This window comes from Nosocomiicoccus sp. HMSC09A07 (assembly GCF_001808485.1).
Lineage (GTDB): Bacteria > Bacillota > Bacilli > Staphylococcales > Salinicoccaceae > Nosocomiicoccus > Nosocomiicoccus ampullae_A.
Map to the genome: position 1 here is coordinate 1 of NZ_KV793630.1, position 21,068 is coordinate 21,068.

Consider the following 21,068-nt stretch of genomic DNA (forward strand, 5'->3'; position numbering starts at 1 on the left):
CAAAGAAACGCATTAGCGTTTCTTCAATGCCTTTACACGTTAAAAAAAGCCCGATTTTATGTACTTATAAAATCGGGCTTTCATTAGTAGTAGAATAATAATTTAATTTTTTATAATCCACCTTCAAATCGATCTAGTTGTTCTTGTGTCGGCATTACGTTAAATACGATTGAATCTCCAGAAATTGAAAGTATCGCTTGTCCACGTTCTAAGTTTGGTATTAATTCATATTCAGATTCTTTGATTGTATCGCCTAGCACGTCTTCTAATTTATCTAATGTGGACTGATCCATTCCTAATAAGAATTTATATTGTGTTAACTCAAAAATTTGTTTTAAGTCATTTACAATTAATTCATTACCATCTGGCAGTAATTCCTGTGGTGACTGCGTTGCCAACTGAATACCAGCCATATATTTACGCATTTCTTTCATAAAGTTTTTTGTGAACTGTACAACTTCTCTATTATTAGCGTTAATAATGTTATGACATTCGTCAATGAAAACCATGAAACGCTGTACAGTATCGTTATCAATATCTGGATTCTCAATTTGTTTCTTACTTTGTTGTCCATGATATAGTGCATGTGACCAAATCATAGAAATTGCTGTATAAATTTGTGTCTGGAAAATTGGTAATCCATAGTCCATTAAACCTTTAATATCAAAAAATACAATTGGTTCATATAAAATATCTGGAATCGTTGTATGTCCGTTAAATAAATTACCATTTTGTTCTACCATTTCTTTAATTGTTGATATAACTTTCTCCAAAGTACGATTTTTTTCAATCGAATACCCATCTGTATTTTTACTTTCTAAAAATGATAGTAAGTCACTTAAAATCGGATATTGTTTCGGCTCTAATCCTGTAACTTTATAATCTTCTTCAAGAGAATTTGGTAGCAATCCAAAATCAATATAAAATTCTCTTAACCAATTGGCATAGTCTGTTAAATCTGTTTCTGTTAAATCAGAGTTTAAGATTTTTAACTGCATTTTTAACTTAGATAAATGAGCTGAAAATGATGCTTTCTCATCTACAACTAATTCTTGGTGATCATCTTCTGTTTCTGTAGTCGCTGTCGCAAACACTTCTAACATATTAATAATTCCACCACTACCACTTAATGAGATCATTTGACCTCCGTTATATTTAACAACTTCTCTAAAGTCACCTGCAATATCAAAACCTCTTATCATATGACTACGTGCGTTTTGATCTTCAAATAACATTTTCATAAGTGTGGATTTACCTTTACCCATTGCTCCGAAGATAATTGAATTATAGTACGTACGTTTACTATCGGCTTGAAACATGTCTAGCAATACCGTACCATCTGTCATTGTTGTTCCTAAATATGCACCGTTTGGATCCATGAGTTCCGTATGATTCATATAATAACTTGCTCCTGCTGTAGATGCTGGTACGTTCGCTTTACCTTTTCTATAGTAAGATAACTCTTTTTTCTGATCTGTTAAGCTATATGCCATACTTAAATAATTATCTTTAGACTCAAACATCATCATTTGACCTTTAAACCCTTTGGACTGTAGCTCCTTACGAATATCTGATACTTTTTTATCTAAATCCACTTGTGATGATCCTGTGATATAAAGACGTATATTCATGTTTTTTATGACTTCTCCGTATTGGTTAATTGCCTCCCCAATATCCATGAGATTTCGATAAGTATTTTGATACTCATTTCTCGATAACGCATTTTTCGATTCTAAAATACGTGAATGTTGTTCTCTTACAGAACGATTTAGCGTAGTCATAACCTCTGTATTATCTTCTGTACCATAGTCGACAACTCCAATTGTTCCCTCCATATTAATAATGGAATTTAACCAATGACCCGTCACGTCATTTGGAAAATCATATAATAGGATGCAACCTTGATAACCAATCCCATTTTCTACATATCTTTCTTTAAACTTAATACCACCCTGTGGCTGGATACGTGCAATAAAATCTAAATCATATCCATCTAACGCATAATGTTCTGGTTTCTTTTTAACTGCTTTTGGTTCTTTTTTATTAAATATACTTAACATAAGTTTCTCCTTTATATTATATAAAATATAATATATAACATATATATTATATGTTATATATTATTCTGGTTCTTGATTATTAAGTCTGTATAATAATTGTTCTTTTTCTTCTCGTGTTAATGGTTTAGGATCTATTAATGAATGATATTGTGGTATGCTTCGCATTTTATCTTCCATTTCTTGAATAGTATTAGAAAAGATATAACAGTAATGCGTTTGAGTTTTAAAATGCGTTTGAATAGCTTTTAATCTTAGTAATCTTTCAGCTGAGAGTTCTTTTTGAATTTGTGTTTTTGCATTTTCATATTTCATCATCCAATAGTGTTGTTGTTCTGTTGTATTGACTGGGAACATTAAACTCACATTCTTAATGTCATCACTATAAATTCTTAAAAAGTTAGCGAATTGTTGAATCAATATCCTTTTTTCTTCTACATTTAATAAATTTAGATCGTATGACTTGTACTTATAAATTTGAACGTATGTGTCGTTACTCATTTGAATAACTGTTTCATTCATTGTGTTAGATTCCATATCTACTATTCTTTTGTAAGGTGAAACAGATAAGAATGTAGTTGGAATCTTTATTTTTGAAAGTTCAATTTTATCTTGTTCGATCCTTTGTATTCTACTTGGCACTAACCTTGATTCTGTTTGATTCATTTTGTCCTCCTAAAAAATTAATTTTCATTAAATTTCTTATACTTGTTATAGTCAATTGAATGATAATTAGTATCATCTTGATTTAATAATGCTGATAACATAATTGATATTCTCGGTCTATCTGGATTATCTTTAGTTCTCATGATTAAAAATAATGCGAAAATTGCATGACCTATGAATAACATCACATTTATGAATACTCCAAATGATGTTTGTTGCATTAATATATACCAAAGTAAAAGTACCGCAACGATCACAACTATATCTGATAAGTTAAATAATCCAAATTTAATTTGTGATTTTATGTCTTTTGGTATTAAATATTTATCCATTTATTTTTCCTTTCTTTTACAAGTAATTAAAAAGCACTTTATCTTTAGATAAAGTGCCTTAAATCTTTTATAATCTATCTACTTTTTTAACGATATCTTGGAAACTTTGTTCCTTATATACAGAATTAGGGTTTGAGATTTCATGAATAATGTTATTTTTTAATCCATCATCTAATCCTTTAGTATTCATTACGCTATTAATCTGATTTGATAAAGTTGATTGGTTTTTACTGCTATAACTAAATTCTGCTTGATTCACAATAGCTTCTTTAATACCTGTTTCAATGTTACTGCCTCGAATCATATTTACAAATTCACTACGGTTTTTCGCAACAGGTTCTGCTTTATTATAGATTTCGTTGAGATAAGCGTTTTTGTGTTCAACACCAGACCCACTTGATAATACTTGTGATAGTACTCTTTGTTGACTAGATGGTAATGACTGTTCTCCACCACCAAAGATTGTGTTCACTAACTGTGTTTTCGCCCCACTATTTAATGCTTCTCCAGTAACTGCTTGACTAATAAATTGTGTCTTTAATCCAGATGCCATGTTATCTGATCCTTGCATCACTTTATTAATCATTTGTGTCTGCATTTGTGGATCATTGTTGTTACTATGAATCGCATTAACTAGCTTAGTTGCTGTTTCTTGTGGACTACCATTAGAATTAATTAATTCTTCTACATTTTGAATTTGTGTTTTCGCACTACGATCTGCACTATTTATTACTTCATTTACAAAGGCTTGTTGTGTCTTCGTACTTGCTTCTCCATTTGCGATAGAATTAATCATTTGTGTTTTAGATTCTGTATTAGGCGTATTACTTGTCATAGTATTTAGTAATTGTGTTTTAGATTCAACACCCATATCTTTATTACTCATGACTGCTTCTACAAGTTGTTGTTTTGATTCATTAGGAATAGATGAATTAGTTACCATTGATTCAATTAATTGTTGCTGTTTTTCTGGTTGATTTGACATTCCAGTCACAATATCTTGTACCATTTGTGATGGATTACCGTCAATCGCACCACTCATCACACCACTAACTAACTGATTCTTTTCTTCTAATCCAACATCATTACTTGCCATTAATGAGCTAATCATTTGTTGCTTAGATTCTGGATCACTAATTTCACCTAACAGTCCATTAATACGTTGTTGTGCTTCGTCTGTTGTCGCTCCTTGTAGCATTGCTGAGATTAGTTGTTGTCTGTCATTGTCATCTGTCGGCTGTGTATTTACAAGTTCTGACACACTACGTACTGCACTCATAGAATCAGTTGCACCTGTTTCATCTGGCTGTAGAGAAGTATTTACGTTTGCAAGTGCATTAGATAATTCTTGTGGTGGCGTTGATAAACTACCTCCAGTATCATTTTGTGATTTAAACGTATCACTTTCGCCTCTATATACTGCACCAACACCTTGAACACCATCTTTAATATCTTTCGCTGTTTGTCCTACGGCTGAATTTTCAACTGCTCCTTTTAGTGCTTCACCCATTTCACCATAACGTCTTCCTGCTTTCTTACCAAAGCTATAAACATCTTGTCCTTTATCACTTTCAGCAAATTTACCTAAGCCTTGACCAACTGCTTGTTTCGCATCATTCATTGTATCTTTCATAGTAGCACCAGCAAGGTTTCCAACACCTTTTGTTAAGCCTTGTAGACGTTCACTATTTGCCATTTTTTCTGCTACACCTGATGCACCTTTAGTTGCTAGTCCAACTCCTTTAGCTCCTGCTGTACCTGCAGCCATAGCTCCCATCATTACACGCCAACCGTCTTGAACTCCTAAGTCAATACCGAGTATACGCTTTGCAACTTCTGGACCATCAATTAGGAAATAACTCATACCAAAAATGATGATGCATGTAACTACCCAGTTAAAATCTTGTGCTGTGAGCCAACCCACACCGATAATATATATCTGCATCACAAAAGGAATAAGTGCTAATGCACTATAGTTAATTAAAATATCCTTAATTAATGCTTTCATTCGCTGTCCTGTTGAGAGATCAGTTGTTGCGATAAATGGTGCGAGTATTTTACTAAAAGTAATTTCCATAAATAAACGCACAACTTTAAATGCTGTTGCAACTAACGCTAAACTAATTGCAATAAATTGTGCGAGTAATGACCATGGATTAAATGTATATCTGTAATAGAACTGACTAAGAAGCTCTATATTACCAACTAGTGTAATGTCCATTCGTGGAATATCTTTTAAAGATTTATTAAATTCCCAATCGACTGCAATATATTTATTAAAAAGATCTCTATCATCATCTGTTAATCCAAGTTCTTTCATTCTTTCATCTCTACTTTTACCTCCCACATCTTTTTCACTTGTATTTATTTTTTCATTAATCGATAAAAGTGATAAGTTTTCATCAGAAATATTGTTATTAATTCCGTCTTCTGACACTTGATAGTCGTTTTTTGCTATCCATAATACATCATTGATATTTGTTTTTAATAATTGTGTGGCTAATTGATTCGTTGATTGATCTTCTTCACTCGATTGATTTTGAGCATACTCAAAAACGCTATTCGTCATACTATTTAATTGAATTAATAACCATGGCAAGATCGCAAATATGCCTATCGCTAATAATAAATTCGTTATAAATTCCTTTTTAAATAGTTGATTCCCTGTTAGCATTTGGTAGCCATATACAAGTATTGCTACTGTTAGCAATGCCCAAGCAAGGGGCATTACGTTATTAAATAATGTATCTACCTTACTGTTTTCAATTAGACCACCTAATGTATAGGCTTGTTCAACGGCTTTTTCTAAAAAACTAATAATCCAATATAATAACTTGATTAAACCAAAACCAATTATTCTGAAAACATCCATCATTGGATCAGACATTGAAAAATAGTCGCTTAGCCGTTCAAGTATTTCTTTATCATCCAAATAACTCACTTCCTTGTCGTTTTTACTAATTCACTAACTAATCTATCTGTTAGCTCTTGATCATCAATTTCATCTAAAAATTCGTAAATCGTTTTGACGTTAATATTATTTTTAAATAATTGATCTAGAATTGTTTCATCAATACCTTTTGTTCCAATCCTTGCGTTAAATATATGAAACAATTGATTAAAAGTTTCTTCGTTTATCACTTCTTTTATCTTAAATAATCTTTCTTCATAGTAATATTCAAGTCTTTCTCTAGGTGTAAAACGCTTTTTAACACGATTGCTTTCTATCGTTTCTTTTGCTTCTTCTTTATTTTCTAATACATCTTTTATTTCATTCTTTAATGTTTCTAATAAATGAAATACGTTCGGTGGACAGTTTTTTTGTAAGTTATCGTAAAATGCTTCTTTATCTGGACTATCCATAATTTCTTTATGAATGTTTTCATTTTCTTCTATCTCGTAATACTGTGTAATCAGTTCAGATACTTTTGATATTTGGGCTGGACTGAATTGTTCAGACGACAAATAAGATGCCTTGATTTTTCCACCGTTAGAATTAAACATCGCTTTAAAATCAATCGCATTATCATTCAACACTAAATTTCTGTGTTTAGATGGTATACTAAAGCGACTTAACGATTTATTCGTATCAAAATCTTCGATAACCGTTTCAAATGCTCTTGGCATTTGTGTTTTTCCTGTATTTAATATCGGAAATGGTCGTATATCTTTTCTTGATTTATCGCTACTCTTTAGACTTCTAATAACCATTGTTTCTCCCATTACAAAATTTAATAGTTCATCTGGTCGTATTAATGGTTCTGCTTCTAAAGATCTTGATTCATTTACACGTGTATCAAAACGATCTGATGATAAGTTTTTATTAATTACAGTTTTAGTACCTGCTAACTTAGACATTGTTTCAGCTGTATTCATTGTTGTTGATTTGATATACACCTTGTTTTGACAGTTACTAATGATTGTATTTGTTTCGGATTCATTGTATTTAGATTTAATTTGGTCTAATTCTTGAACGTATAACTCCCAAAGAATGTTACGACCTAAAGATACAGTTAAGTTTTCTGCCATATCTTGAATTGTTGGGAAGTTACCAAACTCATCAAGTCTAAATTTCACACGTGTAAAACATGAACGTCCCTCAACAGTTTCACACTCTCTTGCGAGCTCTGAATACATTTGTGATATAAATATACTTGCGATAAAGTGTTCTGATGAATCATAATCTGGGACAACCATGAATATCGCAATTGGCTTATCAGAATACGTCATATCAATTTCTTCAATAGAATCTGTATCAAAGAACAAATCAACTTCATCATCATATACATACTCATTTGTGTACGGATCAAGTTCATAAGTCAGACCATTTGATTTAAGTTTTCTGGTCGTTTCAACGATTATTTCTTCCTCTGAATTAAATTTAAAATAAATTTCATCATGTTTATCTAATTGAGTATTAAAGTTTATTTCTACTGCACCTGTTGAATCTAACTTAAATGGGTATTCATCATCTTTTATTTCTAATACTCCACGTTTAGAGGCAAATTCTTTTGTAAATTGAACACGTACACTTTTGTTAAAACCGGGTCTTTTAAAGTTTACTGAATGTCGACTCATCATTTTAGCAATAGAGTCTTTGTTGATATCATCTAATTTACCTGCAACAGTCGTAAAAATTGAAGACCGTGTTTTACCCTCAGCAAATTCAACTGTTCCATAAGCAATAACTGCTGGATGCTCTGGATTTTCTGCTTTAAGCATCTGCATATACTGATCGAGTTTATTTACTTCTTTTGTTGGATTATCTGGATCTTCTTCCATAGTTCCATAGGCAATTAGCATGTTATATACATTTCTAAAAGTAATTTTTTCTTTTTGATTTGTCTTAACACAATAATCTACAACTGCTAATATCAATGCTTGTGTCATTCCAGATGCAAAATTAATCCATGTTTTATCTTCTACTTTAGGATCATGAAATAAAGTATGAGTGAGCGATTTAGTATATTTTGTCGCATTATCCATATCGCCACGTTCATAATATTTTGTGATTAGATGTAATGGATTGTAACTCATACTGTCATTCGGATTAGATATATTTAATATCTCTACATCATATCCACGTCTTCGCAATGTTTCATAACTTGCTCCTGCAAGTTCTCCTTTTGGATCTGCAACAATAATTGATGGTTTAATTTCAGCTCTTGAATCGATATCCATAGATGGGATTACGCTTGTTACACCTTTACCACTACGTGACGTACCTATAATTAAAGTATTGAAAGTTGCATCATCTATGAAATAACCATAATTATGTGAAATTGGAAAGCCAGATTGTCCTTTGTAAGTGAATGTTTTAGTTGGAACAAGTTTATATGTGTCATTTAGTTCATCCACAGTTGTCCAACGTGCGTTACCTTTTTGATCATAAGATATTCGTTTATATCTATCATATAAGCGATATAATCGGTAACTGATCATTCCTAACCCAACTAAAAGTAGTAGAATAAAAACCCATTTTGCCCAATTAGGTTGTTGTTCTATAAATACAAGTGGGAATATTGCTCCTTTGAAATTTAATACAGCACCCATAATCGCTTCGTTAAACCCTTGAACATCAAAGTGCTTTAAATCTTTCATCTGTACACTCATAAATCCTGTGAAAGATGTAATAATACTTAGTACATAATTAATAATGTACATATGTACTATTAAAAAAATTAACCCTATAAAAAAGAGAACCCATGGAATCCCTAATATATTTCTAGGATCATAAGGTTCTTCTTCTTCATGAATCACAGCTTTATTATCTTGTATTTTATTTTCTATTCTTTTTCTTTCACTTTCCATGACTGGATGATTTAAACGATAAACATACACATAACCTGCAATTATGATAGAAATAAAAACTAACCAGAATATCCATTTTATCCATGTGGGTAAATCACTTAAAAACACAAAGGAAGATACTTGTAATGTTTCCGTCAAATGATTTCTCCTCCTTATATTAATGCGTAACTGTTAATTCAAAATCTGTGGCTTGTAATACAATATTAACTTTATCTTTTTTCTGGCCACTATTTTTTTCACGCTGTCTTCTAGTATCAATTTCAACTGTCACCTTTACTTCGGTATTCGGTTGATAGACTCTCTTTAATTCATTCGCAAGTTCACTATTAAAAAATATTGGTATTTCTTTTCCGTTTTTATCTAAAATTGTTACGTTTGAATAAACATAACCTTGATATGATTTTTTAAACTGAATCGGTAATTGAACAATACCTGTAACGATTGCTTTATGTTGTGTTTTCATAATAAACTCCTTATATCTTATAAGTTATATAATATATATTATAAAATATATGTTATAACTTATAGTTGTATTATTTATTTCCTAATATGATATTGACTTGTTTAAGTTCTTTTTCAGCTTTCTTAACTTCTTCTTTATCTTTGCTTTTTTCTATAACTTCTTCTAACTCTGCTTTCATTTGATTATAGTATTCAATTTCTGCAAGTTGCTTATTAATTTCACGATCATTTAATGTTTGGTTAATTTCTCGTGCTTCTTCAAATTGGTTGTTATCTAAATAAGCTTGTGCAACTTTTAAACGTTCAGCATCTTTTAATTTTCCTTTATCAGAAATATTTTCATAAGATGTAATAATATCTTCTTTGTTATTATTCGTTAATTGATATCTAAAATTCGCAAGTTCATTGTTTGTTTCATTATTTAATTGTTCTAATCCTTGACTATCTTCTTTTTTATACAATTCTTCACTTAGATGATCGACTTTATCTGGATAATGTTCAGCTATACTTGAATAGTCTTGATTATTAAGTAAGGATTCATATGTTTCTCCTTGTGCTGTATTAAACATTAAGTAAGCACCAATTAAAATGAGTAATACTAAAGCAAATACCATACTTAAAATTCCAGCTAAAAATCGATTAAACTTAGGCTGTTCTTTTTCTGTTTGCTTTGATTGCATATACTTTAATTCAAGCTCTTTCATACGTGCGACGTGATCATCAGCTTGTTGTTTTTCTTTAATTTGTAGTTCACGTTCACGATTTTCTGCTTCAATACGTTTTTGTTCAGATATATTATGTTCTTTTTCTTCTTGAAGTTTACGTACATCTATATCTTTTAATTCAAGTTCTTTTAATCTCGTTTTTTCTATTGATTGTCTTGATTTCTCTTTTTCAATCTTTTCATGATGACGTTCTGCATTTTCCTTAATCTTTTTAATATCACTCTTAATTTTATTTATATATGAATCATGTGTAAGTTCACTTAATTCATTTTGATACAGATTATATTTATTTTTTAGTGATTCAAGCATATTTCGTGTTAAATCATGTCTATATTGATCACGTTCAAAATAATATTTTTCTAATAATTCTTGATGTGCGTTTTCAACTCTCTCACGTGATGAACTTTTAAGTGCTTCTGTGTAATTCGCAAGTTTTTCACTTAAATCCTTTTCCTGTTCTTTTAAAAGGGCATTAATATTAGAGTTTTCTTTATCTTCAAATGCCTTTTCCTCTAATTCAATTTCTTTTTTCAACTGTTCTAATTTATTTTTGTTTCGCTCTTTTAATTCATTTAATTCTGCATCAAATTGTTCACGCTTTAGAGCAATAACTTCTTTGTTCTTACTTGATAAATCTTTATCAAAACTTTCAATGTTGGTTTCGATTGCTGTAATTTCATCTTCCTTAAACTTCTTTAAAGTTTCTTCTTTTGGATATTTTTTTGATTTATGTTTTCTTAACTTTTCTTCTAATTCTTTTTGTAAATCTAAATAATAAGCATTTAAATCATTGTTATAATCTTCAATTTTCTTATTTTTTTGTAATACTCTTTCGTACTCAGCTTCATTCAGATATTCTTGTACTGCTTTACTTACATAGTTTCCTGTGAGTAGAGAAATTTCAGGTTTTTCATACGATAATTTCGGTATAATAATTTCCTGACCATCATTTTTCATGTCTTTCTCTTTCTTAATTTGTTGTTTCGGTAGTTCTTCTTTCTTTTCTTCAGCGTATTCTACATTTTTCACTACCTTATTATCTTCATTGTTTTTTGGTGTATATACTTCTTTTTTTATATTGTTTTCTTCATTTGTCAGTTCAGACGTTTCTTTTAAATCTTCTTTGTTTTCTTTATCATTATTAGTGTCTTCTATATGATTTTCTTTAATTTTATTTTCTTCATTCGGTAAATCTTCAATCACTTTCATTTCTTCGATTTCTTTGTCTTCATTATTACCAGTTTCAATAGCTTCCTTATTTTCAATTTCTGAAAGTGTTTCATCTTTATTTTTTCTACTACTAAAAAATCTATTAACAGCACTTGGTTTTTTGTTAGTGACTGATACATTATCAGATATTTGGTTACTTTTAATTTCATAACCTTTTTCAATTCTTTCTTTTAATAACTTTGCATCCTCTTTAAAGTCAGATTTACCATTATCATATTTTTCGGGATCAATATATGTTGTATCTAGTTGTTCTTCAACAATATCTTTAATCGTATATTTGTTATTCATAAGTGAATATCTGCTAATTTCGTATGCTATATTTGTTTCGTTCGATAATAATACAAAACTGATAAATAAACGCTCTTTTTTATCTTCTTTAAATTCTGGTGTATGCACATAATCATGTAATTCTTTTAAAATCCTATCAGCATCTATTAATGGATAAATTAAACCTGTTTTAACAGTTAACTTTAGTCCATCTGATTTTGATAATATTTTATATAATTCTTTAAAACGTTTAGATTTTGGTAAATGAGTAAATTTCACTTTAAGTGGTGCTAATGCTTCCTGTTCCATATGAATCCTCCTTTAATATAAATAAAAGGGCTGAAATTCAGCCCTTTTAATCATTATTTAAAACGCCATTTGATCTGCAATGTATTGTGCTAAAGCATTAGCTCCTAAAATACATGCCATACCAACCGCAACATAAATTAAAATCTTTTTAGCTTTTCTCGGTCCTTCATCTCCACCAAACATGAAGAAATAACCTGCAACTAAAATCATAAGTGCAGCGACAACTACCCCTGCTGTTTGAAGTGTAGATGTGAGGTTCGATACAGAGTTAATAAAATTATCCATTCAATAATCTCTCCTTAATTATTATTTTTGTGCTTATGTGATTCATCTTTAAATGATTCTTTTTGTACATTTTTTTCTTGAAGCTTACTTGAATTTTCAATTAAGAGTTTTAAAGCCTCTTTTTCTATCACGTTTTGTTCAAATTCTTTATAGATTTCTCCTTGTTTATCCATGATGGATAGACGTGCATGATTTAGCACGTCTTCTCTCCATTCTTTTGGATTTAATCCTACACTTTGAACAATTAAATCTATGTCTTTCTTTTTTAGATTCACACAATCACTCCTTATTAATTTTCTTTTCTAATACGATATAATCTCCAGCCACCTAATCCTGCAAGTAACGCTCCACCTAATACAATGAGGTAATTTACCTCTGTACCAGTATGTGGTAACCAGCCCTCTTTTTGTGGTGGTGTTTTAACTTGTGATGGATCTTTTGGTGGATTTTCTGGTTGTTTTGGCTCTTCTGGTGTTTCAGCTGGTGGTACTTCCTCTGGTTCTTTTTCAACTAAAGTACGAACTTCATTAGATTCAAGTTCATCATCATTAATAGTACCTTTCGCAACGTTTGGAATAATATAGTTGTCACCGTCAACTAATTCTTCATTTAATTCTGCATCTTCTGGTAATGTCACTTCCATTTCTGTAACAACAGTTTTACCTTTTAAATCATTAGACGACTCTTCAACATTCCATGAAACAATTGACTGATCTTCGTCAACTTCTACGTTGATAGTGTCGATTGTATTTTTATCCGTTGATTCCTCTGATTCAACTTCTGTATTATCTTTTTCTAAATCTTCTTCTGTTTCAGAGTCTTTCTCTGTATTCTCATGTTGCTCTGATTCTACAGTTTCATCTGTTGTTTCTTCTTCAGTTTTTTCAGATTCAGATGCTACTTCTTTATTTTCAGCTGTTTCTTCATCATTTGATTCAACTTCATCTGTTTCATTTTCTGTATCAATATTTTCTTCAGACGTTTCTTCTTTTTCGATATTTTCAGCAGATTCTTCTTGAGGTACAACTTCTAAATCTACATCTTCATCAAGATAAACCTCTGTTTTAATTACTTCTAATGCATCTTCAAGATCGTCATAGAAAGAAACAGAATCTACGTTTTTCTCGTTGGAGATTGTTTGAGAAACTTTGTATGTGTAAGTTTCACCACGTTTAATTTGATTTTCTTCTACTTCATTACCGTCTTTATCAATAATTGTCTTTACAATCGCATTATCAACACGCTTCATTTTAGATATAACAGGATTAGAATCATCATATTTTTCATTGCCCTCTGAATCACTTGTAATCATCTGTGCTGTGTTTTCAAATACAAATGAATCTTCACCATCTTTAAACTCTGTAAAATCAAAGTCATCTTTAACTGTAACTTGTACTGTTGTATTTAATGACTTACCGACAAATTGTTTTGGATCATTCGCTGTCCATTTAAACGATTCTTTTTCTTCGTCAATTTCTAACGTACCTTGTTCTGTAACGTCGTTACCATCTGCATCAAATACAACGACTGAATCAAGGTTAAATCCATCGGGTACATCATCTTGTAGTCCTAAAATACTTGGTACTGTTTCGTTTCCGTATGTTGTATCAATTTGATACTCAAATGTGTCGTCAATTGATACTTCATTTTCTTCTACTAAACCATCTTCTGTAACAATACCTTTATTAATTTCTGGATCTACCTTTTCTAGTGTTGTTGTCACTTCTGGTGAATCAAGCGTTTCATCATCTACAAAGAGTTGTGCTGTATTTTTGAAAACAAATTTACCATCTTCTTCATATTCAGCAAAACTTACTGTATCTTTAACTGATACTGTTGGAATAACTTGAATTGTTTGACCTGCAAACTCTGTTGGGTCATTCGCTGTCCATCTAAAGCTCTCATTTTCGTTGTTAATATCCAACGTACCTTGTTCTGTAATATCATTTCCTGCTTCATCTAAAACAACAACTGAATCAACAGCTAAAGCATCTGGAACGTCATCAAATATGCCTAATTTTTCTGCATGTTGCTTATTCGGGAATGTTGCTGTAACTCTGTATTGGAATTGATCTCCAACATTAACTTCATTTTCTGTTACATCTTCTCCATCAGCGTTAATAATTGTTTTATCTACTGACGGATCAACTGGAGTTGGAACGTGTGTGATTGTTGTTTCTGTATCTTTTTGTTCCTTACCGTCTTTAGTAATTGTTGCTTTGTTTGGAATTTGAATATTACCGTTATCATCTGTAACACTTGATAAATCCGCATCTGCTTTAATGTTAGTTTTTACGTTGAAACGGTATGAGTGACCATAAAATGATTTATCTTTTAAAGTATCTTCTTTTGCTTTAAATTTAATGTGGTTACCCTCTGATAAATCTTCAAATAGATCTGTTACATCTTCGTCATTTTCATTAAATACAGTCACTTCACCTGTTTCTAACACATCATTTAAAACATCTTCCATGACGTATTCTTTATAGAAAAACTCTGGATATTCTGCTGGTACAGTATGTGAGATATCATATTCATATCGTTCATAGATAACTTTTAATTGGTTTTCTAATACATCTACTTCGTCACTATCAGTTACAAGTTTTGCTGGATCTAACACTTCTGTACGAACAGGTTTTTCAGCTGTATACCCGAAATATTGTTCATACTGCCCTGCTTCCCAATCAATGACTTTATCTTTATTATATTCAGACCAATCTTTCGCCCATTTAAAATCAAGCGTATGACCGTCAGCTAAAATAGTAAAATGCCCTTTAGGATCATTAGTATCTAACGTTTGATCTTTAACATCTTCGAAATACGTGTAACCATCATCTTTTTTATTAATATCAACTTCTGATTCAGCTGGTGCATAGACTTTTCCAATATTTTTCATTTGCTTTTCATCAAAGCCCATTCCCTGTAACGCATCAATATCAACAACTGTCATATATGTTCCAGTTAAATCAGTTGCTGGTTCTCCACTTTCAGAGTAAATATATTCAAAGCCTAAATCGATATAATCATATCCAGACTGATGGAAACCAATATGATTATCAGCAAATGAGAAAAATTCTCCACCTTTAAATCCTGCTTTTTTCCAATCTTTTACAGTAATTTTTAAATCTAAATCTTTACCTTTGAAATTACCAATGTTGGTATAAGTAACAGAAAGATTTCCTTTTTTATCATCTGCTGGTTCTACCTGTGTATGATAGTCATGCCCGTTTTGATTTTTCTTACTAATCCAGTTGTCACCTTGCTGTGAAAACTCTGTTTTATCACTAAATCCTGCGATTACGGCATATTTAGCTGGTGCAACACTCTCTGCTGATGGAATTTCTGTTAATTCGTGATCATGAATTGGCTTTGCTTCTGCAACCGTTGGTACAAATGCACTAGATAAAATTGACAATCCTAACAGAACACTCGTTGCACTTCTACCTTTCTTTCTTAATGAAAATCGCTGTTTAACATTTGTGTTGTTAAATGTACTCATTGATTGGTACTTTGTTTTATCTTTCAATTAATTTCCTCCTAAAAAAGAAACATGATATGGATTTTCCTCGACCATGTTTCTCACTCTCTCTATTTCATTATTTTTTGTTTTTTTATTTTCTACAGACTTATCTCTGTTTTTTGATTTATTATCTTGATACTCATCTATTGTTGTTGGATCTTTCTTTAAGTTTTGTATGAACTGTAAGTAACTTTCAGCATAGATTAAGTCGATATTTTCAATATTGTTTATTTCTGCGACTGTTTCTATGTCTTGATAGTATGTTTCTGATAATTCACTTAAAGTATCACCCCACTCAACGTAGTACCAATAATAATTATGCGTGTCTGCTCTTACAGGACTGCTTAGAATTATCATCATTGCTGTGGTGAGTAATATAATTAAAGAACTATTCTGTTTACGCTTGATCATTATGATCACCTCCTTAAAATAAAAAAAGCCGTCTATTATTAATTAATAGACGGCTATATATTATATTTTATAAGTTATATTATATATTGTATAAAATATATGCCAAAGTTAGATTTATTTTATTAGTCATGTCTTAAAGCGTATAAATCATATTTCTTAATCGCTTCTTCTTCTGATATATTTTCTTTCTTTAAGCGTTCGATAAAATCCCAGCGTTTTCTACTTGTTCTATATATATCAACGAGTTGCTTTTCAGTAATATCAAATCCATTTTCATTTAATTCTTTGATTAAATATTTATCAATATTAATAATCATTTTTAACACTCCGATCATCATACGCTCTTACATACAAATGAATCTTATTCTCAATATTGAAGTCTTAAAAAAGTACAGACTGGTAGTGTGTTTTTTAAAATCATACATCCATTTTTCTAATACATTACAGAAAACAATCAAAATAAAATTTAAATAATAAAATAAAAATATAGGTCAGATCTACGTTTTAGGCTTTGAACGCATTAACCCTAAATACACCAGTAGGCTCATATCGTCGCACTACGCTCGATCGCTTCGTCCTAATTAAATAGGGATAATGGCAATCTAGTGTACCAGCAAAAGACAGTTTTTAGTTGACTGACAACTGTATTTAAGAATACAAAAATTAATTAAAATATTTAGTGACCATCCGTTGTTCCTAGCTAACTTTGGCTTTCGCATGATAGAACTTAATCTACTAATATCCAAGAACGGTCGCAGGGATACCACACATAACTATATTTAATTTTCAATGTACTGTATGCAAATTATCATTTGCATGTAAGAGCGTACGATTTTTACTAAAATTTATTTTATTTTGCGAATCTACTCTGATTATCTTTTCTTAAAACTGAAATAGATACTAACGATTCAAATTTATTTTTACGACCGTATATACGTCGACCTTCAAAATTATTAACAAAACGAATATTGTCATAAATTTTAGCAATTGGGATAACAACTTCACTTAGAGGAGTATCGTATTCTAGATGTTTTGAAAAAATTCTTAACTTACGCATTGCATATCCATTGCCAAGATTAATATAACTATCTCCTGTAAACGTATGAATAAAGTGACCTTTCTTCTCAATCAAATCAACTGTAACAATATCAGAATAATGATAAAAAATACGATGTGTGTGTCGATTAATTTGTTTGTGCATTTTAACTCCTCCTAAGTATACGAAATGTTGAGTTACAACTTAAATTTCAACAATGGGGATAGGAATCTTTAAGTTGTAGCGTTAGTACAAGTGTTTATACCACAAAAAAGGGGGCCACCACACCTTCGTGTGACAAGCCCCTCAAATAGTCGCTACAACTTTCTATAAGTACAATTCTTCTGTACTTGATCGTATAAAATGCAAAATACGATACACATAATATACACATGTTCCTGTAGGATAATATGACATATTATGATAGAATAAGTTGTGAACGTGTAGCATAAGTACACGTTCAACTATTGAGGGGGGCTTGACCACGAAATGTTGGTAGCATTTTGTGGTGACATAACAAATAGTTGAGTAGTGATCAACTATTTGTTGCCCCCTTTTTTATGGTACAAAGTATGTACCAACCTCAAAATCCGAACATATTAAATTCTTAACACTAGTATACGCATAACTTATTCAAATTGTCAAAAGTTATCTTATACTATATTTTTACTTTTTAACGCGAACATATGTTCTATTTATATTATATCTGTTTCTAAAAAAATATCAATATTTAAAACTAGTTATGAGATTTTCCTAAAATCACTATCTGAATCTATTAAATTTTGTAATAAAAATTATTTTTCAACTAATTTATGAACACAACTATCCCTAGGCTTATAATCTCCATTATCCTCATCATAGACGTATAGAATCATTTCCTCTGGATCATATAAAAATTCATCCGAACAATTTAATCCCCCTACATTGGTTTTTAAAAGATAATATTTATCATTAATTAATTCATCACCTATTTCATAAGATGCTACATCCTCAAGTGATGTTAGTTGAGTCGATTTTGTTTTCACTATACCATCATTTCCAAAAAAGATTGTAATTTCAATATCTTTTTCCGAATCAGGTTCAGATTGATATTCAACATAGTACTCTTTATCCAATAATTTATCTTCTGGATTCTTGTTACACCCTATTAGGCTTAGAGTAAAGCAAATTAATAACGGGATATATACTAATTTTTTCATTTTTTCTCCTACTTTCTTTTAAAATAGTTTTATTTCGCAAATTCTCCTAACAATAACAATAAAATCACAAATACGAATCCAAATATTATAATCACAGGAATCATTAACACTACTGCGATTGGGGCAAGCACATATTCTGCAAACGTATGAAACACCCATACAATCCCTATCAGACTAAATATAAGCAAATACTTAACTAATATTAATTCTAATACAAGTAATACTGGGTACAGAATGATAATAATTGTCCAAGACAATCCATTACTTTTCATTTTTAATTTATCTAAAGTTAATGCAAGTATACCAAAAGGAACTACTAACAATATTTTTAAAACATTTAATAAAAATACAATTAATTTAATCATACTAAATCACTCCTAATATTTCTCTTTATTTTTATTTTCTACAACTGCTCACACTATATATATATATGTATGGCAAAGTTGACCGTTAAATTGAAATCGTTCGTAAATGCTTTTGTATCAATGGTTTTAGGTATATTATAGCAACAATTCTCGTTGTTCGATATGACGTTTATTGCTCTCATTTTTAATCATATTTACGATTGATTCTAGACGTTTTTTATCTTGTTCATCTTCCACATACTGAATAATATTTTCGATCTCTAGATGGCTAAATATTGCCCCTGTCGATTTATTTTTGACATGTTGAACTAGAGATATGAGTGAGTAAATTTTTGTTACTGCATATCTCCCTTGACCAATAACTTTTGTAAAAATTTTCTTAGAAGCATTAATGACTTTGATAATTGTTGCTTTTGATACGTTAAATTCTTTCGCAAGTTGTGATAGAGAAATTTCAACCACACCCTGCTTTGCATTATCATTAATGAACGCTAAGATGTCTTGTTCACGTTCTTCTTGCTTACTATAAACACGTTCATGTCGAGCTTTCTTGTGCTTATATCTTTGATTAAATGCTGTTGATTTATATGAATTATTCGTCCAAGTTTCCATTAAATAATCAATATAATATTTATTAGCCCCTTGATATTTACCAGAATATGCACTATAAACAGCACGCTTTACGTCATTTACATTTAATGGATATTCTAAGTACGTGTTAAACTCATCCATTTTATTTAAACAATCTTCTAGTGATACATTGGATTGAAAGTTCGCTAAAGAAAGCGTAAATACTGTGTTATTACGCCCATAACCATGACCTGCATAAATTTGTGCTTGTGTTATTAATTCTCTATACCAAGCTTCTTTAATTTGTTGTTTACTTGAATGAATCGTATTATCTACGACTAATTTAAAGTTAGCGATCACATCATCTGTATATTTCATTGACCAATCCATTAAATCTTTGAAATTATGTGTTTCTTCAAGATTTAAATACTCTATATTATGTTTTGTTGGATAACGGAAATAGCCAAAATGATTACAGATAAGATCCACACCTTTAATCTCTTTAGAAAAGGCTTGTCTTAGGTTTTGTGATATTTTTTTTGCTACTTGTAAGCTCTTATAGTTTTTACTTTTAGATACGTATACTGCTTCTTCTAAAACAAAGTAAGCATGATATCCTTTATCTGTTTTCACTAAGAAAGTAGGTAAAATATTAATATCTAACGCTACATTCATAATATCTTGTGCAGTTGCTTTTGGATTATCAAAATCAATCACAAATGTATTAATTTGCTTTAGATTTTCTTCAGCATGTCCACTTACTACACCGTTTTTACGAGATAAATAATTAAAAACATTCGGAGTGAAGTGCGTTAGATTATTATTACTCATCAATGATTCAACGGATCCAACCGTAAATCCACGGTTCTTAATCATTGCTTCTTTAGATGATGCACAAGCAATCTTTCCATAATTATTTTTTTCTAATAACTGCTGTCTGTTATCTGATATACCGTTTTTTAATAAAATATCGTATAAGTTATATAAATTTACATTCATGATAATTGCTCCTCTCTTGATTTTTGGTACAAAAATAGCGTTTAGCTATATATCAGCCAAACGCTAGGAGTTGCAATTTATCCTAAATAAACCTATATATCATGTTGCTTATTAAAAAAGATTATACTTATCCCTAAAAACGACATAATTATAGTGTCTACAGATTGCTTTAATTAATTCTATATGGTATATTCTAAACATAACCTATATAGATTATAAGCATATCTTATTGCAACTCTTTCTTGGCAAAAGAATAGAGATTGCTCCTAGCGTAATCAATCTTACCTGGCAAATTTTATTTCTTAGGATCCCCATTCCTATGATAGAAATAAAATGATAAGTTGATTCGGCTGAATATTTAATTGTATTGCTCCATAGCTCTTGCTATGGAGCATTTCTTTTTTAGCAACTAAAATGCACTAAAATTGCTAAACTCTTAAAAGAGTATATTGATTGTCGATTCCCAAAACAGTCAATATAAAAGAAATGCGTTGAGTTCATTATAAGCAATAATAAATTATTTGTAAATTAAATATCGTTTGAGTTATAATATATAATGTATAATATATAATTTATACATTCAACGTGGGGACATATTTTCTACTACTTTTATTATTTTAAGTGCGTAGATGATATTTTATTTACAGCATACTTATAGCATCTCGAAGCGATATTACAAGGTTGCAGTAGGTTTACCTGCAGCACACGTAAGTGCTTGACCTTGTAATAGAAAAGCAGAGAGATGCTAGTATGCGTAAGTAAATAAATATCAGCGAAGCACGAAAATAAAAGTGAGTGAAAACGAACGAATCAAAGAAATGCGT

General features: G+C 30.5%; 16 protein-coding genes. All 16 read right to left on the reverse strand.

Features of this window, described 5'->3' with window-relative positions; all coding sequences use genetic code 11:
* Window positions 1-110: 110 nt before the first annotated feature.
* The 16 genes from HMPREF3177_RS03040 to HMPREF3177_RS03115 all read right to left on the reverse strand — a co-directional run bounded on the left by HMPREF3177_RS03040 (window position 111) and on the right by HMPREF3177_RS03115 (window position 20,244).
* Window positions 111-2,060, reverse strand: coding sequence for a VirB4 family type IV secretion system protein (locus HMPREF3177_RS03040; RefSeq protein ID WP_070457058.1), 1,950 nt, complete (start codon window positions 2,058-2,060; stop codon window positions 111-113).
* A gap of 60 nt (window positions 2,061-2,120) precedes the next feature.
* Window positions 2,121-2,723 (reverse strand): hypothetical protein, encoded by a 603-nt coding sequence (locus HMPREF3177_RS03045; RefSeq protein WP_070457059.1) that lies wholly within the window; start codon window positions 2,721-2,723, stop codon window positions 2,121-2,123.
* Window positions 2,724-2,740: 17 nt separating this feature from the next.
* Window positions 2,741-3,055 (reverse strand): DUF5592 family protein, encoded by a 315-nt coding sequence (locus tag HMPREF3177_RS03050; RefSeq protein WP_070457060.1) that lies wholly within the window; start codon window positions 3,053-3,055, stop codon window positions 2,741-2,743.
* Window positions 3,056-3,122: 67 nt separating this feature from the next.
* Window positions 3,123-5,987, reverse strand: a complete 2,865-nt coding sequence (locus tag HMPREF3177_RS03055; RefSeq protein WP_070457061.1) for a pLS20_p028 family conjugation system transmembrane protein — start codon at window positions 5,985-5,987, stop codon at window positions 3,123-3,125.
* Window positions 5,988-5,992: 5 nt separating this feature from the next.
* Window positions 5,993-8,866: a VirD4-like conjugal transfer protein, CD1115 family gene (locus tag HMPREF3177_RS03060; protein WP_168161305.1), complete on the reverse strand. Its 2,874-nt coding sequence runs from the start codon at window positions 8,864-8,866 to the stop codon at window positions 5,993-5,995.
* A 157-nt stretch (window positions 8,867-9,023) separates the two neighbouring features.
* Entirely contained in the window at window positions 9,024-9,329 is a 306-nt protein-coding gene (locus HMPREF3177_RS03065) for a hypothetical protein (protein ID WP_070457063.1), read from the reverse strand.
* Window positions 9,330-9,399: 70 nt separating this feature from the next.
* Entirely contained in the window at window positions 9,400-11,859 is a 2,460-nt protein-coding gene (locus tag HMPREF3177_RS03070) for a hypothetical protein (RefSeq protein ID WP_070457064.1), read from the reverse strand.
* A 57-nt stretch (window positions 11,860-11,916) separates the two neighbouring features.
* Window positions 11,917-12,144: a TrbC/VirB2 family protein gene (locus tag HMPREF3177_RS03075; protein WP_070457065.1), complete on the reverse strand. Its 228-nt coding sequence runs from the start codon at window positions 12,142-12,144 to the stop codon at window positions 11,917-11,919.
* Window positions 12,145-12,158: 14 nt separating this feature from the next.
* A complete protein-coding gene (locus HMPREF3177_RS03080) occupies window positions 12,159-12,419 on the reverse strand; it encodes a hypothetical protein (protein ID WP_070457066.1) in 261 nt (86 codons plus the stop codon).
* 14 nt (window positions 12,420-12,433) lie between these two features.
* Window positions 12,434-15,670 (reverse strand): isopeptide-forming domain-containing fimbrial protein, encoded by a 3,237-nt coding sequence (locus HMPREF3177_RS03085; RefSeq protein ID WP_070457067.1) that lies wholly within the window; start codon window positions 15,668-15,670, stop codon window positions 12,434-12,436.
* Entirely contained in the window at window positions 15,671-16,075 is a 405-nt protein-coding gene (locus HMPREF3177_RS03090) for a LysM peptidoglycan-binding domain-containing protein (RefSeq protein WP_070457068.1), read from the reverse strand.
* A gap of 122 nt (window positions 16,076-16,197) precedes the next feature.
* Window positions 16,198-16,392 (reverse strand): hypothetical protein, encoded by a 195-nt coding sequence (locus HMPREF3177_RS03095; protein WP_148128595.1) that lies wholly within the window; start codon window positions 16,390-16,392, stop codon window positions 16,198-16,200.
* A gap of 533 nt (window positions 16,393-16,925) precedes the next feature.
* Entirely contained in the window at window positions 16,926-17,276 is a 351-nt protein-coding gene (locus HMPREF3177_RS03100; RefSeq protein ID WP_070457070.1) for a hypothetical protein, read from the reverse strand.
* Between the two features lie 629 nt (window positions 17,277-17,905).
* Window positions 17,906-18,310: a hypothetical protein gene (locus HMPREF3177_RS03105; RefSeq protein WP_070457071.1), complete on the reverse strand. Its 405-nt coding sequence runs from the start codon at window positions 18,308-18,310 to the stop codon at window positions 17,906-17,908.
* A 29-nt stretch (window positions 18,311-18,339) separates the two neighbouring features.
* Entirely contained in the window at window positions 18,340-18,675 is a 336-nt protein-coding gene (locus HMPREF3177_RS03110; protein ID WP_070457072.1) for a hypothetical protein, read from the reverse strand.
* A gap of 135 nt (window positions 18,676-18,810) precedes the next feature.
* Complete coding sequence (locus HMPREF3177_RS03115; RefSeq protein WP_070457073.1) at window positions 18,811-20,244, reverse strand: primase C-terminal domain-containing protein; 1,434 nt, start codon at window positions 20,242-20,244, stop codon at window positions 18,811-18,813.
* Between the last annotated feature and the right edge of the window lie 824 nt (window positions 20,245-21,068).